The sequence below is a fragment of the Streptomyces sp. TLI_105 genome (assembly GCF_900105415.1).
Classification (GTDB): domain Bacteria; phylum Actinomycetota; class Actinomycetes; order Streptomycetales; family Streptomycetaceae; genus Streptomyces.
This window is the reverse complement of record NZ_FNSM01000001.1, coordinates 186,687-210,010: the sequence shown is the minus strand read 5'-3', so window position 1 is coordinate 210,010 and position 23,324 is coordinate 186,687. Positions and strand designations below refer to the sequence as shown.

The following is a 23,324-nucleotide window of genomic DNA, read 5'->3' as shown; positions in this document are numbered from 1 at the left end:
ACGAGGAGGGGCAGGGTGTTTTTTCGTGGTCACGTTCAGGCGGCAGGGGCGTGAAGCTGCCGGTTCCGGCCTGCTGTGGAATGTCGGCCGTCCAGGGAATCGGAAGAGGGCCGACGGGTACGGTCGAAGTCGAGATCGGACCGGCCCTCCTCCGCGGTCGGCCGCGGGGCGGCAGAGGCTGCGAATGCGGCGGCCGCGAAAGCCGCGGTCTTGCGGGCTGTCTCGGTGGCGTGGTCTGCCGGCCAGGTGGTGGTGATGCCGTCGACGACGGCGACCAGATGCCGCGCAAGCTCCTCCAGAGGGGCCGTCCACATGGACGAGGCAGCAGCCGCGGCACTGCGCAGCAGGACGGATGCGGCCTCGTCATAGGACCGGTACTGGTCCCGCATCCGCCCGTGCTCGTCCTGTCGCCGCGCGAAGACGGCGAGCTCGAGCAGCGCCAGTTCACGCTGCGGATCCGCTTCGAGAAGGTCTATGTAGGCGTCGAGTCCGCTGCGGATGGCCGCTTCGACCGCGGTGCTGTCCAGCCAGGACGTCTCGGCGGCGAGGCGCTCCCTTTCCATGACGTTGTCGATCACCGCCCGCATCAGCTCGTCGTGCGACGTGAAGACGTAGTGGGACGCTCCCAGCGGCATCCCGGCCTCGGACGCGATGGCTCGTGTGGTCGCCGCCGCCACACCGCGCGCGGCGACGATCCTGATCCCGGCGGAGATGGTTTCCTCGCCCCGCTGTTCCGAAGGCATGCGCCGCCTCAGTGGCCTCCTTCGGTCAAGTAGCCGGCTGTAGCGGACCGCTGCCGCGGAGCGGTCCGAGCGAGCGAGCTCTGAATCCTGTGGTGCTGCGCACCCCTGGTAGGGGCGGCGAATCGTCTCGCGGAAACTGCCCTGATCTGCGGGCTCGTACCTGCAGTGATCACGGCACGCCGGCTCCGGTTCCCTGATCGCACTCTTGCTCCTGGCGAGTTGGACGACTGTGCAACTCGGAGTACGGGAGCCCCCGCCCTGTGGCTCAGGGGGGGGCAGCGCGGCGAACCCCGAATGTTGACACTGCGTACTCCAGGGGCGTAATGTATGCGATGTAAACATTTGGCTCTCGGGTGCATGCGGACATAAGCGAGCATTGTCATCCATTCTCGATATCGTGCTCGCGGTGCGCTCGGCATCGGCCGACTAGTGGGAACGCCGCGGACGCCCTGTCCCCAACACCCCCTAAGAGTCCTTCATCTCAGTTGTGGGAACGGAGTTGTCGTGAAGGCTGTATCGATCACGGAGCATGGTGGTCCTGAGGTTCTGCAGTGGGTCGAGGTCGAAGACCCGACGCCCGCCGCCGGTGAGGTGGTCGTCGATGTGGTGGCCAGCGCTCTGAACCGGGCGGACGTCATGCAGCGCTGGGGGCTCTACCCGCTGCAGCCCGGCTGGTCGCCGTATCCGGGGCTGGAGGTCTCCGGTCGCATCAGCGCCGTCGGCGAGGGAGTCACCGGCCGGCAGGTGGGCGACGAGGTCTGCGCCCTGCTGACCGGAGGCGGCTACGCGCAGAAGGTCGCCGTTCCCGCCGGACAGCTCCTCACGATCCCCAAGGGAATCGGACTGACGGAAGCGGCGGGCCTCCCTGAGGTCACTGCCACGGTCTGGTCCAACATCGTCATGACCGCGGGCCTGAAGGCCGGCGAGACGCTCCTCGTCCACGGCGGCGCCGGCGGCGTCGGCACGATGGCGATCCAGATCGCCAAGGCCCTGGGCGCCCGTGTCGTCACGACGGTCGGCGGAGCGGAGAAGGCCGCCCAGGCCCGGGAACTGGGCGCCGATGTGGCGATCGACTACCGCACCGAGGACTTCACCGAGCACGGTCCCTACGACGTGATCCTCGATGTCGTCGGCGGTGACTACCTGGAGCGCAACGTCCGCTCCCTGGCAGCCGACGGCCGGCTGGTCGTCATCGGTCTCCAGAAGGGCCTCGAGGGCCGGCTCGACCTCGCCGAGATCGTGTTCAAGCGGGCCTCCGTGCACGGCACCACCCTGCGGACCCGCTCCAAGGAGCACAAGGCCGAGATCGTGGCCGAGGTCCAGAAGAACGTCTGGCCCATGATCGAGAACGGCACCGTGAAACTGGTCATCGACCAGACCGTGCCCATGGCCGACGCCGCCGAAGGCCACCGCCTCATGGAAGCCGGCGGCCACCTCGGCAAGATCCTGCTCGTGAACGACGAGAGCGCATGACGGCAGGCGGCTGAACGCCTTCGCCGTAATCCTCGCGCACGGTCCTTCGCCCCGGCGATGACGTCAGTGCCCGAAGACGCAGGCTCACGGGGAGGCAAGCCCTTCGCCGGCCTTCCCGGCAGCCCGCCGAGCGGCGGACGTGGAGCGGTGCACACCCGGCAGCACCCGCGTAGGCCATGAAAGCGGTGCATCTGCCAGGTTTCCGGGATGAGGAGTCGGCGACACCTCACACCCACATGCCGGCTCTCGTACTCAACGCACCCGACGGCTGCCCGGTCCCCGGAAGGTTCTGGACCGTTTCGAAGCACGAGGTCCGGAAGCGAGTTCCAGAGATGCGGACCGCGTGGCATCGACAGAGACAGAGACGCCGGTGGCCCTCCCCAGCAGTCCGGTAGACGGTGCGCCGGCTCACCCCCCGCAAGCGTCAGCTGAGAGGCGAACGCCGGGTCGCCCAGATCGTGGGTGCGGCAGAGGGACTCATCGCCGACGTGGGTGTGCAGGCTGTCAGCATGAACGCCATCGCGCGTCGCGCCGGCATCTCCCCGGGAAGCCTGTACCAGTACTTTTCAGGGAGGAACACCCTCCTGGAGGAACTGTCCCGACGCCTCGTGACTCAACTCCAGTGCACGACACAACAAGTGCCGTGCACTGGGTCTCGCTCCATCCCGCCGACGCCCGAGATCACGGTCGACCGGCTCCTCAACGCGGTGATGCTCCTGGCACAAGAACATCCGGCCCTTCCTGCCTTGCTCGCAGCAACAGAACCCACCGAGCCGCACACGTTCCTCAGGGCCATCTCTCGGAGTCTGCCCAGGGTCGGGCCGCTGCACAACGAAGACGTGACCCGCGACCTGGCCACACGTATCTTCTGCACAGACATCAGCCTGGCCGTCCAGCAGCCGGACCCCGCCGTGCTGTTGCTTCCCATCCGCCAAGCGGTCCTGAGTGTGCTTCGAGCAACCGAGAACCCGCAGCACTCCGCTTCTCCACCCATGACGAGTCAGGCGGGACCGACCGCTTCGCCCCGAAACTGATCTCCGCCCGCGGAGCACTTCGCAGCCGGCGGCCGAAGACCGCCGACCGGCGTCGTCGAACCAGCTGCCTTTCCTGGGACTTCAGGCACGCTGGCGGGCGCGGACACCCTCGGCGATGCGTTTGCCGACGGTCGCGTCGATGTTCGTCCAGTACGTGAAGGCGCGCTCCAGGACCGGTTCGCTCACGCCGTCGAGGAGGTGGCCGACCACGTTGTCCACGAGCCGGTCGCGGGCCGCGTCGTCCAGGACCTCGCGCACCAGGGTGCCGGGCTGTCCCCAGTCGTCGTCCTCCGGGTGCGAGACGTAGGCCGCCCGGGTGATCTCCCCGTCGGCCGCCCAGCCCGGTGGGGTTCCGTAGCGCTCGGTGTCGGCCGCCGGTCCGCCCTTGGAGTTCGGGGCGTAGACCGGATCGGACGTCTTCCGGTAGGCCATCGCCCCGTCCTTCGAGTACGTGTGGACGTCGACGACGGGCGCGTTCACCGGAAGCTGCTGGTAGTTGGTGCCGAGACGGGCCCGGTGGGCGTCCGCGTACGAGAAGAGCCGGCCCAGCAGCATCCGGTCGGGGCTGGGCCCGATGCCGGGGACGAAGTTGTTCGGCTGGAAGGCGGCCTGCTCGATCTCGGCGTGGTTGTCGGTCGGGTTGCGGTCCAGCGTCATCCGGCCGACGGGGATGAGCGGGTAGTCGCCGTGCGGCCATACCTTGGTGAGGTCGAACGGGTTGAACCGGTACGTTGCCGCTTCCTCGTACGGCATCACCTGCACATGCAGCGTCCAGGACGGGAAGTCCCCGTCGCGGATGTGCTCGAACAGGTCCCGCATGTGGAAGTCCGAGTCGGCTCCCGCCATCCGGTCCGCCTCGTCCTGCGTGAAGAACTCGATGCCCTGGTCGGTCTTGAAGTGGTACTTCACCCAGAAGCGCTCACCGGCCGCGTTGATCCACATGTACGTGTGCGAGGTGTAGCCGTTCATGTGGCGCCAGGTCCGGGGGATGCCCCGGTCGCCCATCAGCCAGGTGACCTGGTGCGCGGACTCCGGGGACAGCGTCCAGAAGTCCCACTGCATGTCGTGGTCGCGCAGATTGCTGTCCGCCCGGCGCTTCTGGGACCGGATGAAGTGCTGGAACTTCATCGGGTCCTTCACGAAGAAGACCGGCGTGTTGTTGCCGACCATGTCGTAGTTGCCCTCGGGGGTGTAGAACTTCACCGCGAAGCCGCGCGGGTCCCGCCAGGTGTCCGGGCTGCCGCGCTCGCCGGCCACGGTGGAGAAGCGGGCGACCAGATCTGTACGGGCCCCCGGCTGGAACAGCGCGGCCTTGGTGTACCGGCTGACGTCGTGGGTGACCTCGAAGTGGCCGAACGCGCCGCTGCCCTTGGCGTGCGGCTGGCGCTCCGGGATCCGCTCCCGGTTGAACTGCGCCATCTGCTCGATCAGGTAGGCGTCCTGGAGCAGGATCGGCCCGCCCGCCCCCACGGTGAGCGAGTGCTCGTCACTCTCCACCGGGGCGCCGGAATCGGTCGTCGTCGCGGGTCGGCTTTCGGTCATCGTTCTACCTTTCGTCGTCGCGCACGCCCGCCTACCCTCTGACGGTTCGACCAAAGCCGCTACCGAAGAAATCACGCTCCGTATCCAAACGATACGACCTGGACCGTCGCATGATGGTCCGGAGCCGGACAGAGACCCCAGGTTGATCAAGCACGTCCTGGAAGCCGGCGTTCTGTAGGCGGCACGCCTTGCAACCTCGACGTTTCCGGGCGTGAGCGTTCTGATGGTCGCACTGGGCACCCCCTACGGTCCGGCCGCCGCCTACCTGCCCGAACTCTTCAAGACCTGCTACCGCTACACCGGCGCGGGCATGGGTACAACCTCGGCGGAATCCTCGGCGGTGGTGTGCCGCTCCTGCTCGCTCCGCCTCTGGCCGAGCGCTACGGCGGTAGGGGAGTCGCCTGGTACCTGTCGGCGCTCGGCGTCATCAGCACCCTGTGTCTGCTGCGTCTGAAGGAGACGCGTGGCGTGGAGATCGAGGCCGAAGGCCCTGAAGCCGCGGCGGTGAAACCTGCCTGATCTGACGACACTGTTCACCTCCTACCACGAGGGCATCACCGAGATCCTCGGCTGACCCCTCCTCGTCCTCGCTCCCGCCGGGTCGCCATGGACATCAGACGCACCCGCTCCGCCGCCCGCTCGGTGTGCTGGTGGCCAAGGGGGCCGGGGAGCTTTCGGCCCGGCGTGTCCTTGGCGGGAGCGGTGGCGGCCATACCCCCTGGAGTCGCCGGGGGCCCGCTCGCCTCCGGGGTTCGAGAACCGGCCGGGAAGGCGGCGGACTCGATCCGGCTGCCGCTGTCGACCGGGTCGGCGCTGGTCGGCCGTGGGGCGCGGCGGCACGGTACCGGCGGTCCGCGCATGAGGGCAGGCCCTCCTGGCGACTCGGGTGCGAGTCGACCCGAGGGAGACCAGGAGGACCTGTCAACGCTGTTCTCGCCCGCGTACACCGACTGCGGCTCGCGGACCGCGGCGTGTGCTGGAGCTGTTCAGGCCGGAGAAGCGCCGACGGGCGCAACCGAGGTTCGGCTTCTCGTCCGGAGCGGGTGAGTTGTTGCCGGATGACCGCTCACGTGCGATGCGCGCGCGGCACCAGCACGGGTTCAGCTGGTGAAGTAGCCGGCGTCGAGCCCGATCCAGCCGTTGAACGTGCGCTGGTCGAAGACGCGCAGCGATCCGTCGGTGAGGACTTCCCAGCGGACGGTGAGGGAACCGGAAACCCCGGTTCCGGTGGTCTGGCCGACCATGCCCTGCGTTCGGTTCGGACGGATGTGCGGCGGCAGGACGAGGATCGTCTCGCCGTTGGTCCACGGGGTGCCGTCGGTGCGGGCCAGCCGAAGGTGGATGTCTATGCGGTTGCCGAGCTGGCGGTACTGGGGGATGTAGTTGTCGGAGTTGGGGGTGTAGAGGGCGGTGTTGTAGTCCAGGGCGGTCCACGGGACGTGGTCGCCGGTGCCGTCGGTGGTGCTGGTGATGCCGTAGAGGGCCATCTGGCGAGGTCCTGGTTCTTGTGTGGCGAAGCCGAAGACGAGCTGCGGCCCGTTGAGCGTCGGGCGCACGGTGATGGCTTCGGTCTCGCGGTGGGAAAGGTCGAGGGCGGTGGCGTTGAAGGTCCGCTCGATCATCTCGCCGGTGGTGATGTCGTAGACGTTCCACCAGGAGTTGCCCGGGCGTGGGTTCGTGGCGCTGTAGGCGCTGCCCTCGTTCTGGTAGACGAGATCCCCGTACAGACACCAGGCCTGGGTGCGGTAACAGGACGGGAAGCTGTACAGCGAGGTGAAGTCGCGGTGCTTGAAGGCGTCAAGTTCGTAGACGCGGTATTCCTCGGCGCCGGGCGGTCCGTGACGTAGCCCTATCCGGCCGTGATCGACATCCAGGGAAGGGGTGACACGAGAGGATCCCGGGACGGGGTCGAAAACCTCGATCTGGCCGCTTCCCGCATCGACGATGGCGTCGGCGGTGAACGCGATACGGCCGACACGCTTGCCGTAGGCGAAGCCGCTCTCGACGGGATCCGCGTCGGTCTCCAACCAGAGCCAGGGACGGCCGTCGACGTGCTCGACGCCGAGTCCGCCGCCGTGGCCGACGCCCCTGAGGTACATGACGGCGCGGACGGTGCCCTCGGGAGTGACCTCGTTGATACACAGATCGCCCCGACGCTCGCGGTCGATGCCGGATACGGCGGCGGGCTCGTCGGCCAGGCGGCGGCCGTCACTGATGAGTTGCGTCACGTAGGCAAGGCCGGTCACCGGATCGAAGGCCACCTGTTGGTGCACCCTGCCCTGCTTGAGCCGGATCTCCCCGCCGAACAGACCGACGGGCTCGGCCCGCAGGTCGAACCTGTGCTGTGCGTTCAGGCTGATGCTGCTCGTCGGCCGGCTTTCGGCGGCGAGGGCCGCCGCGAGGGGGGTCTCGTGGCCGGTCGCCCGTGGGGCTCCGGCGGAGGCGAGGACCGGTGCCGCGGCCATGGCGGTGAGGACGGTGCGGCGAGTCAGCGACATGACGTGAGGCCTTCGTTGCCCGGCTGCGGCAGTGCGACGGGTACGGCCCGCTCCGCGGGGCCGAGGCCGACGGTCCCGGAGACGGTGGCCACGGTCGCCTTCGACGAGCTGCGGCACGGTATTCGGATGAAACGGTGATTCATAAGCGTGTAAGCCCCCCTTGCAAGATCATCTCTTGTGCGGTGCCGTCATCCTTGCACAGCGAGTGAAGAGGTTCGGCACGGAGCGCCACAGGTCGCCCGGGGCGCGCTCGTGGGAGGGCGGTTCGCCGGGCCGGTATCGGGAAGAGGCCCGGCCGTCCTCATGACGGGTATCCCTCAGGGCAGCGCCCAGGCGTACTGGTCGATCGCGCTGCTGGCGAGGGGAGTCGACCGCCCGGGCGCCGATCGGCCCGCCTGCCAGGCGGAGGAGAGGTCCGAAGCCGGTGATGGTCAGCGCCTCTCAAACGTGTTGCAGAAGGCTGCGGACCGGGTATTTCCCCTACATGGATGAGGTGCTGAGGGCTGAGTCGTTGGGGGTGGAAACGTTCACGGTCTGCGGATGCGGCAGTTCGAGCGGCTGTTGAGGGTGGTGCGGGAACGCGCGGTAACGGTGCCGGTGGCGGTCAGCCGTGGTGTCTGCACGCACCTACCGGTCCTCGGCGAACGTGCTGGTCGCCGTCGACGCGAACACCGAACTGGTGATTGCCACTGCCCGGCAGTACCGAGGACGCGAAGGCGTGACCGCCCTCGGCGACAGCACCTACATCACCACCGGACTCGTCGTCCTGCACCGCCTCCTGCACCGCAAACGCCCGAGGCGAGCCCTCTTACCCCGGCGAGAAAGAAGACGATGCCGAACGCCGACGGGTTCGAACCCCCGTCAAGCACGCCGTGGCCCGCATGACGCACTACAAGGTTCTCCGCGACTGCCGACAGCACGGCACCGGCCTCCACCACGCCGCCCAGGCCGTCGCCCACATGCACAACCTCGCGCTCGCCACCTGACGACAAGTGCTACGAACCTGGCCCTGACGAGCCCGAACTCAACTTTCTGCAAGTGGATCGCCGAGCAGCTCGCGGGCGACAAGTACAGCCCGCAGGCCATCGGAAGGATCGCCCACGGGCCCGTCCACGGCATCTTCTGCAGCCAGTCAACCCCCGTGCGAGAGCCGCGCCGACATCGTCCAGGACGGGCGCCGCGCGTTCCTGTCGTTCCCCCGCTCGATGCTGGCCGGCGCGCCGCAGCGCGCATGGCTCCACGACGACTGCTGCGCCGGGGACGCCCCGGAGCCTCCCTGGATCCGGGGCGTGACCCCCAGCGACATCCCGACCCTCGCCCTGTCCGGCGGCTTCGACTCGGAGCGGGCGGCCGGGCGGTGGCCGTGCCGATCAGTGCGGGGCCGTCTGCGGCTTGTGGCCCCAGGCGGTGAGCATGCCGGCGGACAGGGCGGCGCAGTCCTGGGAGTCCAGGTACCGGACCGCACCGTCGATCGCCGCGTCGTCGACCAGGCCGGTGGCGACCATCGCCGCCCTGCTCCGCTCCCAGGTGTCCGCCCAGAAGCGGCTGATGGGACTGCCCGGCAGCAACGGCGGTACGTGGATCTCGGCACCGACGCGCTCGAGCCCGGCCCCGCGCAGCAGCTGCGGGTACGACGGTACCCACGAGACGTCGGTGCCGATGGTGGCCCGCAGCCCCTGCCACATCGCGCGCATCGCCGTGGTGTACGGCGTGGGCGACGTCCGGTCGCCCGTCAGGTCGACGGCGTCGCTGAGCACCAGCACGCCTCCGGGCGCGACCAGTCCGGCCAGCGCGGTGATCAGGCGGTCGTGCTCGGCCAGGTGCATCAGGACGAAGCGCGCGTGGACGAGCCGGAAGCGACCGGGGGAGAAGTCCGGGGCGGTGACGTCGGCTTCGAGCAGATCCAGCCCCGTGACCTGCCGTTCGGCGAGGAAGCGTACGTCGCGGTCCACGGCGAGCACGCTCTCGACCCCTGCCTCCTCCAGCAGCCGGCGCGAGACCGTTCCGGTGCCGGCCCCCACGTCCAGGCAGCGCCATCCAGGCCCGGCCCCGAGGGCCCGCAGACGCGCCATGGTGGTCCGGTCGTAGGCGAGGGCGCCGAAGTCGATGCGCTCGCCCTCACCGGCCTGTTCGGGTCGGAAGACGTCCTGGCCGTATCGGCCGCCGTCCGGTCCGGCGGTCACGTTGCCCCCCGCATGGGGCGGGGGATCTCGACGAACGGTGTCATGGTCGGACCTCTTCACACGATGGGGCGGTGCCGGGCGGCCCGTCCCGAGGGCTCCCGCCCACCGATCCTCCCCGGGCGCCCGCTCCCACCGCCGAGGCGCGCCGCGCCTGAGCCGATCGGCCCAACAGGCCCGGCAATACGACCAGGCCGGCACCGCTTGGGCAGGTCCGCGCGATCCTTCGGCACACCGATCCGGCGACCACGGGCCGCTACGTGAACGCCCGGGCTGAGTACCCCTTCGCCGCCCTCCAGTCCCCCTACGACCGGCCGCGAGTCCAATGTCCTTCGCGGCCGGCTACGACCCCGAGGATGGCATGGCGGTGTTCGGTGCCTAGCCGCACGACGGTCGAGACCTACACGGTCCTACACGGTCCGCAACCGGCGCCAGAACTACGACGAGGCGCCCGGGGTGGAAGGGCCGACGAGGTTCACCAGGGCGGCGACGATAGCGGCCCCTGCACCCCGGCTCGAGACGCCGCCGACGCCGTTCGGGGGCCTGTCGCGGGTCGGCATCGTCGACCTGTGTGCTCTTGCCCGCCAGGTCTGGCCTGGGCATAGCTGCCGGGCGGAGAAGCGCCGGGTCGGGGGCCGGATGCTCTTCGGGCACTTTGCGACGCCGCCCACGGCACTATGCAGGTGAACGCCGACCGCCTGTGCGTGGAGGTCGTCCGGCTGGCAGCAGGCAGCATCACTCTGGTCCTCGCCCGGCGCGTGAGCGTGCCCTTTGCGCCCGGTCCGGCCGGCTGCGCAGCCGCAGGGAGGCAGCTCCTGACCGGCTTCCTACTACCCGGCAACCTGCGGCGCTGACGCCCGCGGTAGCTTCCTGCGGCCGCGCTGCCCAGACTCCGGCAGAGGCCGCCTCGGCGGGCTCCTCGCTCTTCGACTGCTCCGCGACAGCGACAGCGATAGCGGTAGGGGCAGGGGCAGGGGCAGGGGTGTGGACCGTGGGCCAGGTGTAGAGGACAAGGCCCTGCCGGGTGTCCTTCGGGCCGGTTACTGAACGAGGCGGTCTTCCCCCTGCTCATCGCTCCGGAGCGCACTGCGATGACGATGATGCTGCCGAGCCGCTTCTGGCCCACGGCAACCTGACCGTACGAAAGCAGCTTCTGACGGGCCGACAGTGCAGAACGTGACCCCAGCAGGCGCCCGCGAAGCCCCACCCGCTGTCAGGGTTCTCCCGGAGTGGCCCCAGCCCGGCAGCTCCGGCGATACCGTGGGGGCAGACGACTCGTTCCGTATCCCAGGGAGCCCTCCATGAGCGACCGGCCGGCCTCCGCCGAAACCGTCCGCCAGCAGCTGCCCTCCGAGGCCGCCGAGAGCCTGCGCGCCTATGCCGCCCGCACCCGCGCCCAGGCCGACCAGTTCGCCGCGGTCCTGGAGGACATCGCCACCAACGGCCTGCCCGCCGTCGACGACTGCACCCCGTGGGAGACCCTGCGCGAGACCCACCTCGCCCGTCTCGCCGCCCAGCGCCCGGCCGTCGCCTGATGCCCCCACAACATCATCCCCCTCGCCGCGCGCGGATCGCGTTCTCCGACGCCGCCGCCAAACAGCTCCAGGAGATCACCGGCGAGGCCGAGCTCCACGCCCTCGACCGAGCCCTGGTCGTCATCTCCGTCGACCCCGAAGCAGGCGACCCCCTGCCCGGCACCACCGACGGCCCTCCACTGCGCCAGTACACCGACACCGTCGAGCAAGTCCGCATCCTGTACTTCGTCACCGCGCTACGCACCGTCGTAGTAGTCGCCTACATCGAGGTCTAGCTCCTGTTCCCGGATGAGGACATAGGGCGGAGCCGAGACCGAGCCCAGCTGCTCCCCGCCCCTGCGGGGATGGTCCCCGGTCTCTCCACGCTCCCGAGCTCGGCGGCGACTGCTTGTCCGCGTACGCGGTGGAGTGCTCAGGCAGGTGCGGATGAACTTGCTCAGCTCGGCGTCCAGCAACGGAGAACCTCGGCAGATCTGGGGGTGCCGCTCGGTGCGAGAATCCAGATGTGTCTGAAGAGTTGTCGCGCTGGTACCGGAGCCGCCTGGTCGTGGGGCCGTTCACGCCGTTCGAGGTCAGTGAGCTTGAAGATCTCGAACGGGAGATCGGTCTGTCTCTGCCGCAGTCATATCGCTCGTTCCTGGCGGCGGCGAGTGGGGGAAGTCTCCCATATGCGGTTCGTGTGCCGGCGGGTGAACCGGAGCCGTTCCAGAGCTTCGACGACTTCTACCGGCTCGGCCGTGACGACGAGGGTGAATACGGCTGGGGCACCTTGCTCGGCGAGTACCGCCGCAGCCGTGACGGGTGGCTCGCCAGCGAGGTCTCGCTTGCCGGGCTTCTCCCGATCGCCCGGAACGGCGGCAGCGACACCTTGTTCCTGGACCTGAACCCGGCCGCCCACGGCCAGCTCTGTGCCTTCGTGCAGGGCATACCTCACCCCGGATACCTGTCGAAGGGCGTCTTCACCAAGGTCGCGGACGACTTCGACGTCTACCTCGACAGCCTCGTCGTGGACCCGGACCTCGCACAGGACAGCTGGGCCGACGTTGCCGACAGTGACTCCACCGACCCTTGGCGGCGGACCGTCGAGGAATGGCTCGACAAGGAACTACCGGCCTGGCGTGCTGAGCCGTGGGCAGTGGCCTGAGTTCGCAGTCCGGGTGGTTGATCAAGCAGCACCGGTGTTGCGTTCCATGGCGGCGAGGCGGTTCTTGGGCAGGTAGCTCGGGCCGTTGAGGGAGACGACGTCGTAGGGGTGGAGAAGTCGGTCGAGAACAGCCGTGGCGAGGACTTCATCGCCGCAAGCGGCGCCCTGCGCGGTCTGGGGTACGTGTCACGGACCGACAGCCGCGCCCGGGCCGGGCAGCTGTCCGGCCGCTCCTCGGGATGATCATGTGGAGGTGTCCCTTCCACCAGTTCGGGTTGCGTACGGTGCACCTTGTCGATCATCGAACGGGTCCGCACGTCCGGGCCCGGGAAGAGGGGGAACCACGCAGAAGCGCATCGTCGCATTCCCGGCCGCTGCGTTCGCCGTCACCGCGCTCGTGAGCGCGGGTGTGACCGTGACGGGCGGGGAGACCGCCGTCCAGGTCGGCAACATCGTCAACCTCCCGTAAGGCCGCCCCGCCGACCCGCCGCTACGGGGCTGAGCCCCTTCACCTTCTGGTGGAGGGGCTTTCACGTACGCAAGCCGCGGTGGCCCGCCCCCTGGCTTTGTTCACGACTCCTGGTTCTGGCACCACTGCTGTGCAGTCGGGCCGAGCTTTGATGGCCGAGGCCGGCGCACCTGGCGGACTGGCAGGCCGGCGGCTCGCTCCGAGGGAGGCATGAACCGGTTCTAGGGGGTGTCCGACAATTCCCGTCGGATCAGCGAGCGCCCGCCGAGCCGGTGGTCCGGAGGTGCGCCAGGACCTGGCGGGTATTGCCGGGCAGGCCCTACGAGCGGCGGGCCAGCAGGTGGGCGTCGAGGAAGCCCCGTTCGGAGGCTGGATCGTGGAGCAGCCGGGCGAAGGGAACGAGCCCGGCGTCGGACAGCAGTTCGGCGAGGTGGTCCGCCGGCCAGCTGTAGGCAGGTGCCACCTTGTGGTCGAACCGGACCGGCTCCGGTCCGTCGGTCCCGAAGAAGGAGACCAGGAGCAGACCACCTGGTGCCAGGACGCGTACCTGCTCGGCGAGCAGCTCCGGCAGTTCTCCCGGAGGGGTGTGGATCATCGAGTAGTGGGCCAGTACGCCGCCGAGCGCGCCGTCCTCGATCGGCAGGGACTCCATCCGCGCCTCCTGGAAGCGCAGCGCCGGATGGGTCCGCCGGGCGTGGTCGACCATGCCGGGGGAGAGGTCGAGTCCAAAGGCGTCCAGGCCCAGTTCGTGCAGCATGGACGTCAGATGTCCAGGTCCGCACCCGACGTCCGCTGCCCGCAGGTTGCCCGTCGCGCGCACCAGTTCGGCGAAGGTGCCGATCATGGCCCGGGCGAACGGCCGTGTCTCCAACCGGTTTGCGAACAGCGAGGCGTACAGCTCGACGACTCCGTCGTAGGCCGCCCTGGTCTCGTCCTGATGATTCGCCACAGGCAGGACTCTATAACCGGTCTGATAATTGATCTTGTGGCAGGTCGAGGTGAGGTGGCGGACGTGGTGTGGGAGCGAATAGAGCCCCCATCGCCGCAGGCGGACGGGCGTGGCCGTCCATGGCGTGATCATCGGCAGGCGGTCGATGGTGTGCTGCGGCGGCTGCGGACCGGGGCTCCTTGGCCGTCGGCCTCCCCCTGGCAGGGGGCCTCGCGCCCCCGGCGCTGCCCCGAGGCCTGCTGCAGCGCGTTCAGGCCGTGGGCGCTCGGCATCTCGTACTGATACATGTCCATCCCCCGTGCCGCCCTGTTGTGGTGGCCGCTCTGGATCGGTCTCGCCTCCTGGCCCCTGTTCCGGCTGCAGCTGTGGCCCGCCGTGCTCTGCCTGTCGGCGCCGCTCTCGGTCGTGCTCGCGGTGACCTTCCGCTCCGGCCGCCGGGCGGCCGGAGGTCCGGGCCGCTGGCCCACGCTTGCACAGGATTCAAACCCATGATCCCATGTGCTGTCTTTCTCATGATCACGACACAGGGGGAATGAAATGACCGGACACATGGACAGACGATCCATCATCCGCGGCCTGGCGACGGCCGGTGCGGGCGCGGCGGCCGGCGCGGTCGTCATGGGGGGCACGCCGGCGTACGCCGCAGGTTCGGGCAACGACCCGCACAGCGTCTCCGTGATCAGCAAGAACGCGGACCCCACCGGCGTCAACCCGAGCGACGACGCCTTCCGGGCCGCCGCCGCCGAGGTGCTCGCCTCGTACCAGCCCGACCCGATCTCCGGCGCGGTACCGAAGAAGGTCCTGGTCATCCCGCCGGGCACGTACCGGCTGACCCAGCCCGACTCGCTGCTCCCCAACGTCGACGGCACCGGCGTGGGTATCGTCGACGGTGTCACGATCACCGGCTACGGCAAGCGGCTCACCCGCATCGTCTACGCGCCGACCGAGAACGACACCACGCTCTGGACCAACTACCAGCGCTACAAGAACATCCGGATCTCCGGCATCACCTTCGTCAGCGAGAACGCCACCTCCAGCTTCTGCTACGCGTACTCCTCGGCGACGCACGGCGTCCAGGACACCTGGTACAGCGACGTCGAGTGGCAGGGCAGCTGGAAGCGCGGCATCGGCCTCGACGGCCCGGCCACCACCTCCAACCTCAACAGTGAGATGGGCTGGGACCACTGCCAGATCGGCGGCACCTACTCGGACGCCTTCCTCGTCATGGGGATGACGCCGAGCGCGAGCCAGCAGGACCAGTTCCTGAACTACTGGTTTCGCGAGTGCAAGGTGGAGTACAAGGCCGGTGTGTTCGTGAAGAACAACCGCGGTGGCTCGATGAACTTCATCGGCGGCTCCTACATCCTCACCGACGCCGCCTCGACGGGCACCTTCTTCCAGCTCTCCTCGGCCGCCGCCACCCGCGCGGACTCCGTCATGCGGTTGTACGCCCAGGGCATCCGCTTCGAACTGCGCGGCACCGGCCACAAGGTGATCGACTCCCGCTGGTACAAGGGCAGCATCTCCTTCGTCTCGTGCGACGACACCGCCAACAGCTTCAAGTCGTGGGCACCGGACGCCGTCGCGCACGTCTACGCGTTCAACGCCAACGGCGACCGCGGTCCCACGGTCCGCTACACCGACTGCGCGCTGATGGGCTCGCACCAGGTGGTCACCGGCACGGCCGCGACCACCGCCGGCAAGCTCATCTACGACGGCTGCCGCTTCATCGACATGGCGAGCGCGACCGGCGCCAGCGGGTTTCTCCGCTGGACCGGCACAGCGCCCCGCCACGAGATCCGCGATTGCCTCGGTGGCGCCACCTACGTGGCGGACGTCAAGAACCCCGCGTAACGGCACCGAGCCGCCGACGAACCCGACGGCCGCCTTCCCGCTATCGCCCCCGAAGTCGTCCTCGACGGCGACGACCTCGGCCGCTGGATCATCCGCCAGCAGCGCGCCTGGCCCGAGCTCTCCGACGAGCAGTGCCACCGGCTGACCGCCCTTGGGACCGATGTCGTCGGCTTTCGCGGCGCCCAGTATTGCCGCCTGCGCCTACTAGTGTCCTGAGTCGGAGATTCTTGGGTAGTTCTCTCAGCCTCCGGCCTTCGGGCCGACGGTTCCAAGTCGAGCCCCAACCTGGTGAGAAGCGGGCGCGGCCGCCGGTCGATCGAAGCAGAGATCTACCTGAAGACTTCCGACTCAGGACACTAGGCGTGGTCGGCGCCCTCGGCGCAGTCCGCAGCTGTCTGACGCACGCTCAGGACGCGGGGCGGTGGGGGCCACGGCACCTCACAAACGCTACGACGCGGAGCGAAACTGCAGGTCAAGGGCCGGTATCGATCCCTGGAGGGGCATTGACCCGATCCGCCTACCAGGAAGTAACCTCTGGTCGCGCCGCCCCCCACCGAGCCGATCACCTAGAGGTACGCCTTGAAGAAGTACGTGCTCGCCGCCCTCGCAAGCGCCCTGCTTGCGCTCACTTCCGCGGCTCCGGGTCACGCCGCCGGAACATCCACCTTCGGACCGTCCAGCAACCCCATCCTGTTCGTCCACGGGTACAGTTCGTCGGGCTCCTACTGGAACACCATGGCCGACGACTTCCGAGCCGACGGCTGGCCCTCGTCCTACCTGGACCAGTGGAGCTACGACTGGCGACAGTCCAACGCCACCACGGCCCAACAACTGGCTGCCGAGGTGGACCGCCTGCTCGTGGCCACCGGCGCGTCCAAGGTCGACATCGTCAGTCACTCCATGGGCGGGCTCTCCAGCCGTTACTACGCCAAGAACCTGGGCGGCAGCGGAAAGATCGACGCCTGGGTCTCGCTGGCCGGTCCCAACCACGGCACCGACTGGGCCAACGGATGCGCCTACGCCTCCTGCCTCGAGATGCGCATCGGCTCCACCTTCCTCACATCGCTGAACGCAGGCGACGAGACCCCGGGCAACCCGCGCTACGGCACTTGGTGGTCGCCCTGCGACACGATCATCAACCCCGACAGCAGCGTCTCCCTGAGCGGTGCGAAGAACACCCAGACCGCCTGCCTCAGCCACACCGCCCTCGGTTCGGATCCGACCGTCTACGGGCAGATGCGCGACTTCATCAACGCCTGACGCACCACATGTCGCCAAAGGTGGGGGCGAAAGCCGACCCCGCCCGGGGTGTGCGGCAAGTGCTCAGGTGGCCGGCGTGGAGTGGACGACGGCGTTCCGGCACGCCCCTTCGGTACGGACTCCGAGTGCCTCGAGTTCGGCGGGGTCCGCGGTGAGGCCCCGGCGGAGTTCGGTGCCGGCCCGTTCGGAGAGGTACCGGAAGTGCGTCTCGGGCAGTGCGGCATCCGCTCGGCCGCGTCCCGGTCGGTCTTCTGCCGATCGGGACGCACGGTGGCCGCAACCAGAAAGGCCACGGCGTCCTGGTCGTGAGGCGTGACGCCTCACGACGGGCGGCCATCCGTTCCGCCGCTTCGGAGTCCCACACCGAAGGAGCGGGAGCCCCGCCTCAGGGCCGGAGTCCGACGCGGTTGAGGGCGATCATGCTGAGGTCGGTGATGGCTTGCGGGTCCCCCTGACGCCAGGCGTCGGCCCATCCGCCTGGCGGGGCAGGGAGTTCGGCGAGCGCGCCCGGAGGACCGGTGAGGGCGCGCAGGGCGAGCAGGTCTGCGCCTCCGGGAGCCTCCGCGAGGCGGCGCAGGGTGTTGCTGCGCCGGATCCAGAGCAGACGCGGCGGGAGCCACAGCAGCAGGACGAAGAGGACCGGGATGAGGATGAGGGCCGTCGTGATCACGTCGGCGACCTGGCTGACGGTCTCCTGAAGCGACACTCCCGCGTCGGCGAAGCCGGAGCCGGCGTCGGCCGCGGCCTGGAGCGGCTTCTTCAGGATGTCGCCGATGAGCGGCACGTCCGATGCCGCGTCTCCCGCGTTGCCGAGTTCTTCGGCGAGGCTGTCGCCGGCACTCTCCACCTTGCGCCCCGGTTCGGCCAGCAGCAGGATCACCTTGCGGACGGCGAAGGCCGCCCACACGGCGGCGGCGATCAGGGCTACGGCGATCAGGTCCACAAGCACCTGACGGTTTCGGCGTGCGGGTGTCTGGGCGTAGAAGCGCAATCAAGAGCTCCTGTTCGAGTCCGGGCGTCGAGGAGGTCCGGCCGTGACTCGGCCGACCGGCCGTCGGATTCCACTGTCCCACCGCGCCTCATGGGCAAACGTGTAAGACACGAGGCATGTGGGGAGTGCTGCGCCGACGCTTCGCCTGCCTTCCGGCCGGGGTTCGCGGGCGGAGCGCCCGTGTCGCTGCCGGTGAGGGCGCGTCCGTTCCTGTCGATGAGGACAGATCTGGTGCCATGGTGACCGGACACGACCGGACGCTGGAGTGTCCGAGCTGCCACACGGCGCACGGCGGAAGCTCCACTCCACCTGCCTTGGAATATGCCGCTGTCTGGCTGCGCCGGGGGCAGCTCGTGTCGGCATCGGAGTGATGGATATCCGGTGGATCCGCGCCGGCGCGAGCGATGCAGCGAGCCGGTGTCGGTCTTCTTCGACCCGGGCAGCGGCGGCCACTTTCATGAGTCGATCGACTGGTGGGCGTACGACGGCACGATGCGCAGGCCGACGGCGACCACGATGCGGGGAAGGTGCTCGTGCGGCTGGCGCAGCGCGACGACGTACCCGATCGACTGGGAGAAGGCGCGCGGCGACGAGGTCGACGAGTACGACACCTCCGGACCCTGGGCCGACTGGGAGGGACACACGGACGAGGTGACCGCACGGACTCTGCCGCCGCCTGAGGGCGTGGCCGGCCTGCTGGGGCAGCTGCGTGAGCGCCTGGACGAGGTCGTCGGCGAAAAAGCCGCTCGTGGCGTTGAAGGCGGCCGGGGAGCCGGGGCGATTGTCGCGTCGGCCGGACCCCTCGCAACCGCCTATGTCACGGGGGACGAAACCTCGATGCGGCAAGCCGCCGAGGCCCTGGGCACGACGGAGAAGGCGGCCCGCTCCTGTCTCTCGCACTACGAGTACCTGCCCCGCTGATCCAGAGTGATTGCGGACCGCTGCTTCGGCTCAGCGGCTGGGGAACAGAAGGACGTTGTCGTGCAGGAGGGTGGGGAGCGGTCAAGTAGCGGATGGTGCTGCCGGGCCGATCGGTGACGTCCGCGATGGCCTCGGAATCATGCCCGAGCTCGGTCAGGACGAGGGCGTCGTACTGGAGCGGATCGTCGGCGACAGCATGGGGCGGCGAGCGCCGGGCTCGGAGAAAACTGCCGATCCGAGCCCGGCTGGGCTTCCTGACGGTCTACGATCCCGCAGCGGTGCCTTCCAGCCGCAGCGCTACCTCAAAGGAGAGGGACTGCTTGAGCCCTTTCCCACCTGACGGTGCGGGCCGTGTGTGGGGCAGTTCGGTGGAACGACGAAGCTCCTGGTAGACGGGTTCTCGACCAAGATCCCCCGCGGCACCAGGAGCTTCGCGTGCTTGTCCACCCCTCCCCAAGCTCTCGGCTTCGCTCGAGCAGGGGAGACCCCATTCGATCGACCTGTCCCGTCGCACCCTGCGGTGCCTGACCGGACGACTCGCTGCCCGGCGAGGGGAAAATCGGGACCCGATGGCGACGCCTGACCGCCGGCCGCCAGGCTCTCCTCACTCCGGCCCGTCCGCGATGCGGTGACACCTACGCCCAGCTCGCCCCCGGGTTCGCCATCACCACCGCGTGCCGCTCCCTGCGCGAGGCCGTCGACGTACCGGCCGCCCTCGCACCCACCCCGGCCGAGGCGATGCGCATCGCCCGGACCAAGGCGTTCGTGATCCTGGACGGCACCCTGCTGCCGATCGACCGGACCGCCGCCGACACCCCGTACCACTCGGGCAGACACCAACGCCACGGCAGGAACGTCCAGGTCCTCACCGATCCCTTCGGCCGGCTGCTGCGGGCCCCGCCCGCCCTGCCCGGACCGGCCCACGACCTGACCGCCGCCCGCACCCACCACATCGTCGACGCGCTCACCGAGGCCGGCCTCACATGCCGGGCCGGCAAGGCGTACCAGGGTGCCGGTGGTCCTATCCGGGTGCCCTTCCGCGGCCTCCGCCTCACACGGTGGCAGCGCCGGCACAACAGCACACACGCCAAGATCCGCTGCCTCGGCGAGCAGGCCATGGCCACCCCGAAGGGCCGGTGCCTCCCGCGAAGGCTCCGCTGCGGCACCCACCGCATCACCACGATCGTCCAGGCCGTCCTCGTCCTTCATCACGCCTCAGCGTGAGGTTGGAAAAGGCTCATGGTCAGTTTCCTTCACTCACCTCGTCGGTCTGAGCGGGCTCCGTCACGGCGACGTACCGGATCCGCCCGACCCACGAATCGGGGGTCAGCGAGGACCAGGCAACCTCGATATCGACGCCGTGAAAGGTGCGGGTGAGGTCCGCCAGGGAGGTGAAGACCGCCGCCTGCACGTCTTCAACGGCTGCGTCGGGAGGCATCGGGACCTTCCCGCACCCACCGCCCGAATCATCGGCAATGAACGTGTAAGGCCACGCGTCCTGTCTCGCCAGAAGGATGATCTCCCTCGGTATGCCGAAGGGAGGCCGCTTCTTCTTCATCTTGGGTCGTCTCGCCACGGCGCCATCCAACCTGAAGGCTCCCCAGGTCAGGTACCCGGCATACGCCATGCCGGCTTTGTCGCCGAGGGTCAGCAGCGTTTGTTGGTTACCGCTGAGAGCGGGCCGTAGGGGGCGGGAAGTGTGATGCCGAGTTCTGGAAACGCGCCGGTCCTGGCTTCTGGCCGTCTCGTGCGCTGGTCGGCTCGGAGCGGTGTGGTCATGGCGTGGGCCAGGTGCCGAGTGCGCGGGTCAGCCGGTGGCTCTGCCCGCGGGTGATTCCTTGGGCGAGGCGGATTCCGCTCAGGATGGGAGACGAAATACTCGGTCCCCAAGTCATCGGTGAAGTTGCGGCTCACGATGACCACACTGTGGTTGTCAGCGAACGGGATGCGGAAGACCGGCCGGCGTTCCTCGTTGGTGAGCGCCTCGTACGCTGCGTCGGTGTCGGCTCCGTCGGCACCCAACTACAGCGGATCCGGGTCGTTCTCCTCGGTCTGGCCCATCCACAGAAGGTATGCAGCCCAGAACCCCGGCAAAACCAGCAGCTCCTCCGCTGCGACGAGGGGGCGCTCTCGTATCCATCGATCAGCACGAGCTCAGAGTGCCCCCGGCTCTGACAAGCCCCGCACCGACCGCTCCTTCCCATGAAGGGCGTTCCTGCTTCTCGTCGACCCCCGGAAGACAGTGATCACGAAGCGATCCTGAGCAGCCCCGACAACCGCTCTCGGATGTGGCCTACGTAGCCAAGGGCTCTTTCGGAACCCCCACGGCCTCCAGCGCGCCTGATAACCGGGACCATCGCAACCGCGCTTCCCAGCCCGGCCGACGTCGCTGCGCGGGCCCGTGAGATCCACACCGCCTGGCAGGCCGACCCCGAGATGACCGTCGTCCTCGCCGGCTTCGCCAAGGATCACGTCCGACCGGGACGGCTTCTACGGCGGTCCCCTGATCTTCGTCCACCACAGCGCCGCGCCGCGCCGCGCGCAAGGAGCCCGTCCGCAGAAGTCGTCCCGCTCTCAGCCCAGCAGGTCCGGCGCCCGCAGCGTCTCGGACGGGATGCCCCAGGCGTCGACCAGGTCGACGGCCAGCGGCCGGACCTTGCGGCAGAGGTCGTTCACCTCACGGCTGATCGCCTTGGACCGCTGGACGGTCAGCCGGCCGTGCTCCATGAACCAGGCCCGGTCCGCTTCGATCGTCGACAGCGCGAACAGGTCGCAGAGCAGACCCAGCGCGACCCTGTTGCCACCGTCGGGCAGGGCCCGGAACGCGTCGACGAACGCCTCCAGCACCAGTCGCTCGACGTGCGCGTGGGCGAGCGCGATCACATGGTCCTGCACCTGCGAGAAGACGGCGCCGGGATCACGTTTCCGGTCGACTCCGCGCTTGAGCCGGCGGGCCAGCCCGGCGAGCATGTGCTCCTCGCGATAGCGCAGCATGGCCAGGTGGTACTCCGAGTCGAGCAGCCCGGCCTCCCGGTCCCATTCGTCGCCGCCGGGCAGCAGGTCGCGGACCCGTTCCAGGAGCTTGTGGACGGACGCCTTCTCGATGACGGTCTCGACAGCGAGGCCGGTGACGTAGCGGACCACGCCGAGCTGGTCCAGGTCCTCGAACTCGCTGGCGTGGTCGGTGAGCAGACCCTTCGCCACGAGCTGGAGCAGCACGTGGTTGTCGCCCTCGAAGGTGGTGAAGACGTCGCTGTCGGCCTTGAGCGCGGCGAAGCGGTTCACCGCGAGGTAGCCGGCGCCCCCGCATGCCTCGCGGCACTCCTGCACCGTACGGGTGGCATGCCAGGTGCCGAGCGCCTTGGTGCCGGCGGCCCGCGACTCCAGCCGCCGCCGCGCCTGCGGGTCGTCCTCGTGGCCGGAGAAGACGTCGTGCAGCTGTCCGCGGACGACGTCCTGCGCGAAATGCAGCGCGTACGTGCGGGCGAGCAGCGGCAGTAGCCGGCGCTGGTGCAGCCCGTAGTCCAGGAGGAGCTGCTCCTCGGCACCCGGCGACGCCTCGAACTGGCGTCGCCGCACGCCGTACTTGATGGCGAGAGCGAGGGCGACCTTGGCGACGTTCACCCCGGCGCCGCCGACACAGACCCGGCCCTGGACGAGCGTGCCGAGCATGGTGAAGAAGCGGCGGTTGGGATTGTCGATGGAACTGACGTACGCGCCCTCGGGTGTGACATCCGCAAAGCGGTTGAGCAGCGCCTCACGCGGCACCCGGACCCCGTCGAAGCGGATCCGGCCGTTGTCGACGCCGTTGAGGCCCATCTTGCGGCCGTCGTCCTCGATCTCGACGCCCGGCAGGACCTTTCCCCCGGACCGGAGCGGCACGACGAGCGCGTGCACGCCGCGGGACTCTCCGCCCACCTCCAGCTGGGCGAAGACGACCGCCAGCTCGGCGTGGCGGGCCGCGTTCCCGATGTAGTCCTTGCGGGCAGCGTCGCCTTCGGTGGTGACGACGAACTCCTGGGCCTCGGTGTCGTACCGGGCCACCGTCCCAAGCGCCTGGACGTTGGAGCCGTGCCCGGTCTCGGTCATAGCGAAGCAGCCCAGAAGCCGCCCGGCGACCAGGTCCGGCAAGTAGGCGTCGTGGTGACGTCCGGTACCCAGGTGCAAGATCGCGCCGCCGAACAGCCCGAACTGCACACCGACCTTGACCAGCACCGACAGATCACCGAAAGCGAGGGTCTCGAAGGCGGCGACAGAGGCGCCGACGTCGCCGCCGCCACCGTACGCCGCTGGGAAGCCCATACCGGTCTGGCCGGTCCCGGCCATCTCGACCACGATGTCGCGCACCCGGTCGCGGAACGCGTCCATGCCGAGTCGCTCTGCGTCCTCCAACACAGAAGAGTGAGCCGCCAGGTTGGTCCGGACGAGGTCGCGGATCCCGGCGTACTCGCCGTCCAGAAGGCCCGCCAGGGCTTCGACGTCGATCACGGGCTGCGTGTAGCCGCTCGCTGCGGCAGAAGCGTCGTCGGGTGCCATGGCCCTCCGTTACCCCGGCCGGTACGGATCAACCGGCGATGATCATGTGATGGAGCGGAGCCTACGGGAGGCTGACCCCCGTGACGCGGAACCAGACCGCCCGGAGGTGCAGGGCCGCCCTGAGCCGGTTCGACAGCGGCGCCGGCGGGCCGGTGCATCGGGCTCGTGGGGGGCCGGGCACGGGTGAACTATCTT

20 protein-coding genes and 4 pseudogenes are annotated in these 23,324 nt (G+C 69.1%); 15 read left to right on the top strand and 9 right to left on the bottom strand.

What is annotated here, in order from left to right:
• Positions 1-35: 35 nt before the first annotated feature.
• A complete protein-coding gene (locus tag BLW86_RS01045; RefSeq protein ID WP_093872248.1) occupies positions 36-743 on the bottom strand; it encodes a TetR/AcrR family transcriptional regulator in 708 nt (235 codons plus the stop codon).
• Positions 744-1,247: 504 nt separating this feature from the next.
• Between BLW86_RS01045 and BLW86_RS01040 the strand changes: the two genes are divergently transcribed.
• Together BLW86_RS01040 and BLW86_RS01035 are read left to right on the top strand one after the other, a co-directional pair.
• A complete protein-coding gene (locus BLW86_RS01040) occupies positions 1,248-2,216 on the top strand; it encodes an NAD(P)H-quinone oxidoreductase (protein WP_093872247.1) in 969 nt (322 codons plus the stop codon).
• A 398-nt stretch (positions 2,217-2,614) separates the two neighbouring features.
• Positions 2,615-3,250 carry a TetR/AcrR family transcriptional regulator gene (locus tag BLW86_RS01035; protein WP_093872246.1) on the top strand — a complete coding sequence of 212 codons (636 nt, stop codon included), beginning with the start codon at positions 2,615-2,617 and terminating at the stop codon, positions 3,248-3,250.
• Between the two features lie 81 nt (positions 3,251-3,331).
• On the opposite strand, the gene BLW86_RS01030 is transcribed toward BLW86_RS01035, so the two are convergent.
• Positions 3,332-4,792: a catalase gene (locus tag BLW86_RS01030; protein ID WP_093872245.1), complete on the bottom strand. Its 1,461-nt coding sequence runs from the start codon at positions 4,790-4,792 to the stop codon at positions 3,332-3,334.
• A 345-nt stretch (positions 4,793-5,137) separates the two neighbouring features.
• Here BLW86_RS01030 and BLW86_RS41790 point away from each other — a divergent pair, with 345 nt between their 5' ends.
• A complete protein-coding gene (locus tag BLW86_RS41790) occupies positions 5,138-5,311 on the top strand; it encodes a hypothetical protein (RefSeq protein ID WP_177181513.1) in 174 nt (57 codons plus the stop codon).
• 581 nt (positions 5,312-5,892) lie between these two features.
• Here BLW86_RS41790 and BLW86_RS01020 read toward each other — a convergent pair.
• A complete protein-coding gene (locus BLW86_RS01020) occupies positions 5,893-7,290 on the bottom strand; it encodes a phage baseplate protein (protein ID WP_093872244.1) in 1,398 nt (465 codons plus the stop codon).
• Between the two features lie 595 nt (positions 7,291-7,885).
• Between BLW86_RS01020 and BLW86_RS43885 the strand changes: the two are divergent.
• A pseudogene (locus BLW86_RS43885) lies at positions 7,886-8,276 on the top strand (IS5/IS1182 family transposase); the annotation flags it as partial.
• A gap of 384 nt (positions 8,277-8,660) precedes the next feature.
• Here the strand turns inward: BLW86_RS43885 and BLW86_RS01010 are convergent.
• Positions 8,661-9,473, bottom strand: coding sequence for a class I SAM-dependent methyltransferase (locus BLW86_RS01010; RefSeq protein WP_093872243.1), 813 nt, complete (start codon positions 9,471-9,473; stop codon positions 8,661-8,663).
• Between the two features lie 1,298 nt (positions 9,474-10,771).
• Between BLW86_RS01010 and BLW86_RS01005 the strand changes: the two genes are divergently transcribed.
• The 3 genes from BLW86_RS01005 to BLW86_RS00995 all read left to right on the top strand — a co-directional run bounded on the left by BLW86_RS01005 (position 10,772) and on the right by BLW86_RS00995 (position 12,149).
• Positions 10,772-11,005, top strand: coding sequence for a hypothetical protein (locus tag BLW86_RS01005; protein ID WP_093872242.1), 234 nt, complete (start codon positions 10,772-10,774; stop codon positions 11,003-11,005).
• Positions 11,005-11,280 (top strand): hypothetical protein, encoded by a 276-nt coding sequence (locus tag BLW86_RS01000; protein ID WP_093872241.1) that lies wholly within the window; start codon positions 11,005-11,007, stop codon positions 11,278-11,280. Before BLW86_RS01005 ends, BLW86_RS01000 begins: the two co-directional genes overlap by 1 nt.
• A 230-nt stretch (positions 11,281-11,510) precedes the next feature.
• Complete coding sequence (locus BLW86_RS00995) at positions 11,511-12,149, top strand: SMI1/KNR4 family protein (RefSeq protein WP_093872240.1); 639 nt, start codon at positions 11,511-11,513, stop codon at positions 12,147-12,149.
• Between the two features lie 21 nt (positions 12,150-12,170).
• On the opposite strand, the pseudogene BLW86_RS43880 reads toward BLW86_RS00995, so the two are convergent.
• A pseudogene (locus BLW86_RS43880) lies at positions 12,171-12,314 on the bottom strand (ATP-binding protein); the annotation flags it as partial.
• Here BLW86_RS43880 and BLW86_RS42795 point away from each other — a divergent pair.
• A complete protein-coding gene (locus BLW86_RS42795; RefSeq protein ID WP_256341148.1) occupies positions 12,258-12,392 on the top strand; it encodes a hypothetical protein in 135 nt (44 codons plus the stop codon). The pseudogene BLW86_RS43880 and the gene BLW86_RS42795 sit on opposite strands and share 57 nt — an antisense overlap.
• A 545-nt stretch (positions 12,393-12,937) precedes the next feature.
• Here BLW86_RS42795 and BLW86_RS00990 read toward each other — a convergent pair.
• Complete coding sequence (locus tag BLW86_RS00990; protein ID WP_093872239.1) at positions 12,938-13,567, bottom strand: class I SAM-dependent methyltransferase; 630 nt, start codon at positions 13,565-13,567, stop codon at positions 12,938-12,940.
• Positions 13,568-13,603: 36 nt separating this feature from the next.
• Between BLW86_RS00990 and BLW86_RS00985 the strand changes: the two are divergent.
• The 4 genes and pseudogenes from BLW86_RS00985 to BLW86_RS00975 form a co-directional block, all read left to right on the top strand.
• Positions 13,604-13,777: pseudogene (locus BLW86_RS00985) on the top strand (transposase); the annotation flags it as partial.
• Positions 13,778-13,852: 75 nt separating this feature from the next.
• Positions 13,853-14,059 (top strand): hypothetical protein, encoded by a 207-nt coding sequence (locus tag BLW86_RS41415; protein WP_143060198.1) that lies wholly within the window; start codon positions 13,853-13,855, stop codon positions 14,057-14,059.
• Between the two features lie 57 nt (positions 14,060-14,116).
• Positions 14,117-15,421 carry a hypothetical protein gene (locus tag BLW86_RS00980; RefSeq protein WP_256341147.1) on the top strand — a complete coding sequence of 435 codons (1,305 nt, stop codon included), beginning with the start codon at positions 14,117-14,119 and terminating at the stop codon, positions 15,419-15,421.
• Between the two features lie 579 nt (positions 15,422-16,000).
• Positions 16,001-16,681, top strand: coding sequence for an esterase/lipase family protein (locus BLW86_RS00975; RefSeq protein ID WP_093872237.1), 681 nt, complete (start codon positions 16,001-16,003; stop codon positions 16,679-16,681).
• Between the two features lie 385 nt (positions 16,682-17,066).
• On the opposite strand, the gene BLW86_RS00965 is transcribed toward BLW86_RS00975, so the two are convergent.
• Positions 17,067-17,630: a hypothetical protein gene (locus BLW86_RS00965; RefSeq protein ID WP_093872235.1), complete on the bottom strand. Its 564-nt coding sequence runs from the start codon at positions 17,628-17,630 to the stop codon at positions 17,067-17,069.
• Positions 17,631-18,053: 423 nt separating this feature from the next.
• Between BLW86_RS00965 and BLW86_RS00960 the strand changes: the two genes are divergently transcribed.
• From BLW86_RS00960 to BLW86_RS00955, 3 genes and pseudogenes are all read left to right on the top strand, one after another.
• Positions 18,054-18,593 carry a hypothetical protein gene (locus BLW86_RS00960; RefSeq protein ID WP_143060197.1) on the top strand — a complete coding sequence of 180 codons (540 nt, stop codon included), beginning with the start codon at positions 18,054-18,056 and terminating at the stop codon, positions 18,591-18,593.
• 139 nt (positions 18,594-18,732) lie between these two features.
• Positions 18,733-18,933 (top strand): hypothetical protein, encoded by a 201-nt coding sequence (locus BLW86_RS41410; protein WP_143060196.1) that lies wholly within the window; start codon positions 18,733-18,735, stop codon positions 18,931-18,933.
• Between the two features lie 154 nt (positions 18,934-19,087).
• A pseudogene (locus BLW86_RS00955) lies at positions 19,088-19,817 on the top strand (transposase family protein).
• A gap of 19 nt (positions 19,818-19,836) precedes the next feature.
• Here BLW86_RS00955 and BLW86_RS00950 read toward each other — a convergent pair.
• Together BLW86_RS00950 and BLW86_RS00945 are read right to left on the bottom strand one after the other, a co-directional pair.
• Complete coding sequence (locus BLW86_RS00950) at positions 19,837-20,151, bottom strand: hypothetical protein (RefSeq protein ID WP_256341146.1); 315 nt, start codon at positions 20,149-20,151, stop codon at positions 19,837-19,839.
• Positions 20,152-21,167: 1,016 nt separating this feature from the next.
• Complete coding sequence (locus BLW86_RS00945) at positions 21,168-23,129, bottom strand: acyl-CoA dehydrogenase family protein (RefSeq protein ID WP_093872233.1); 1,962 nt, start codon at positions 23,127-23,129, stop codon at positions 21,168-21,170.
• Positions 23,130-23,324: the final 195 nt, after the last annotated feature.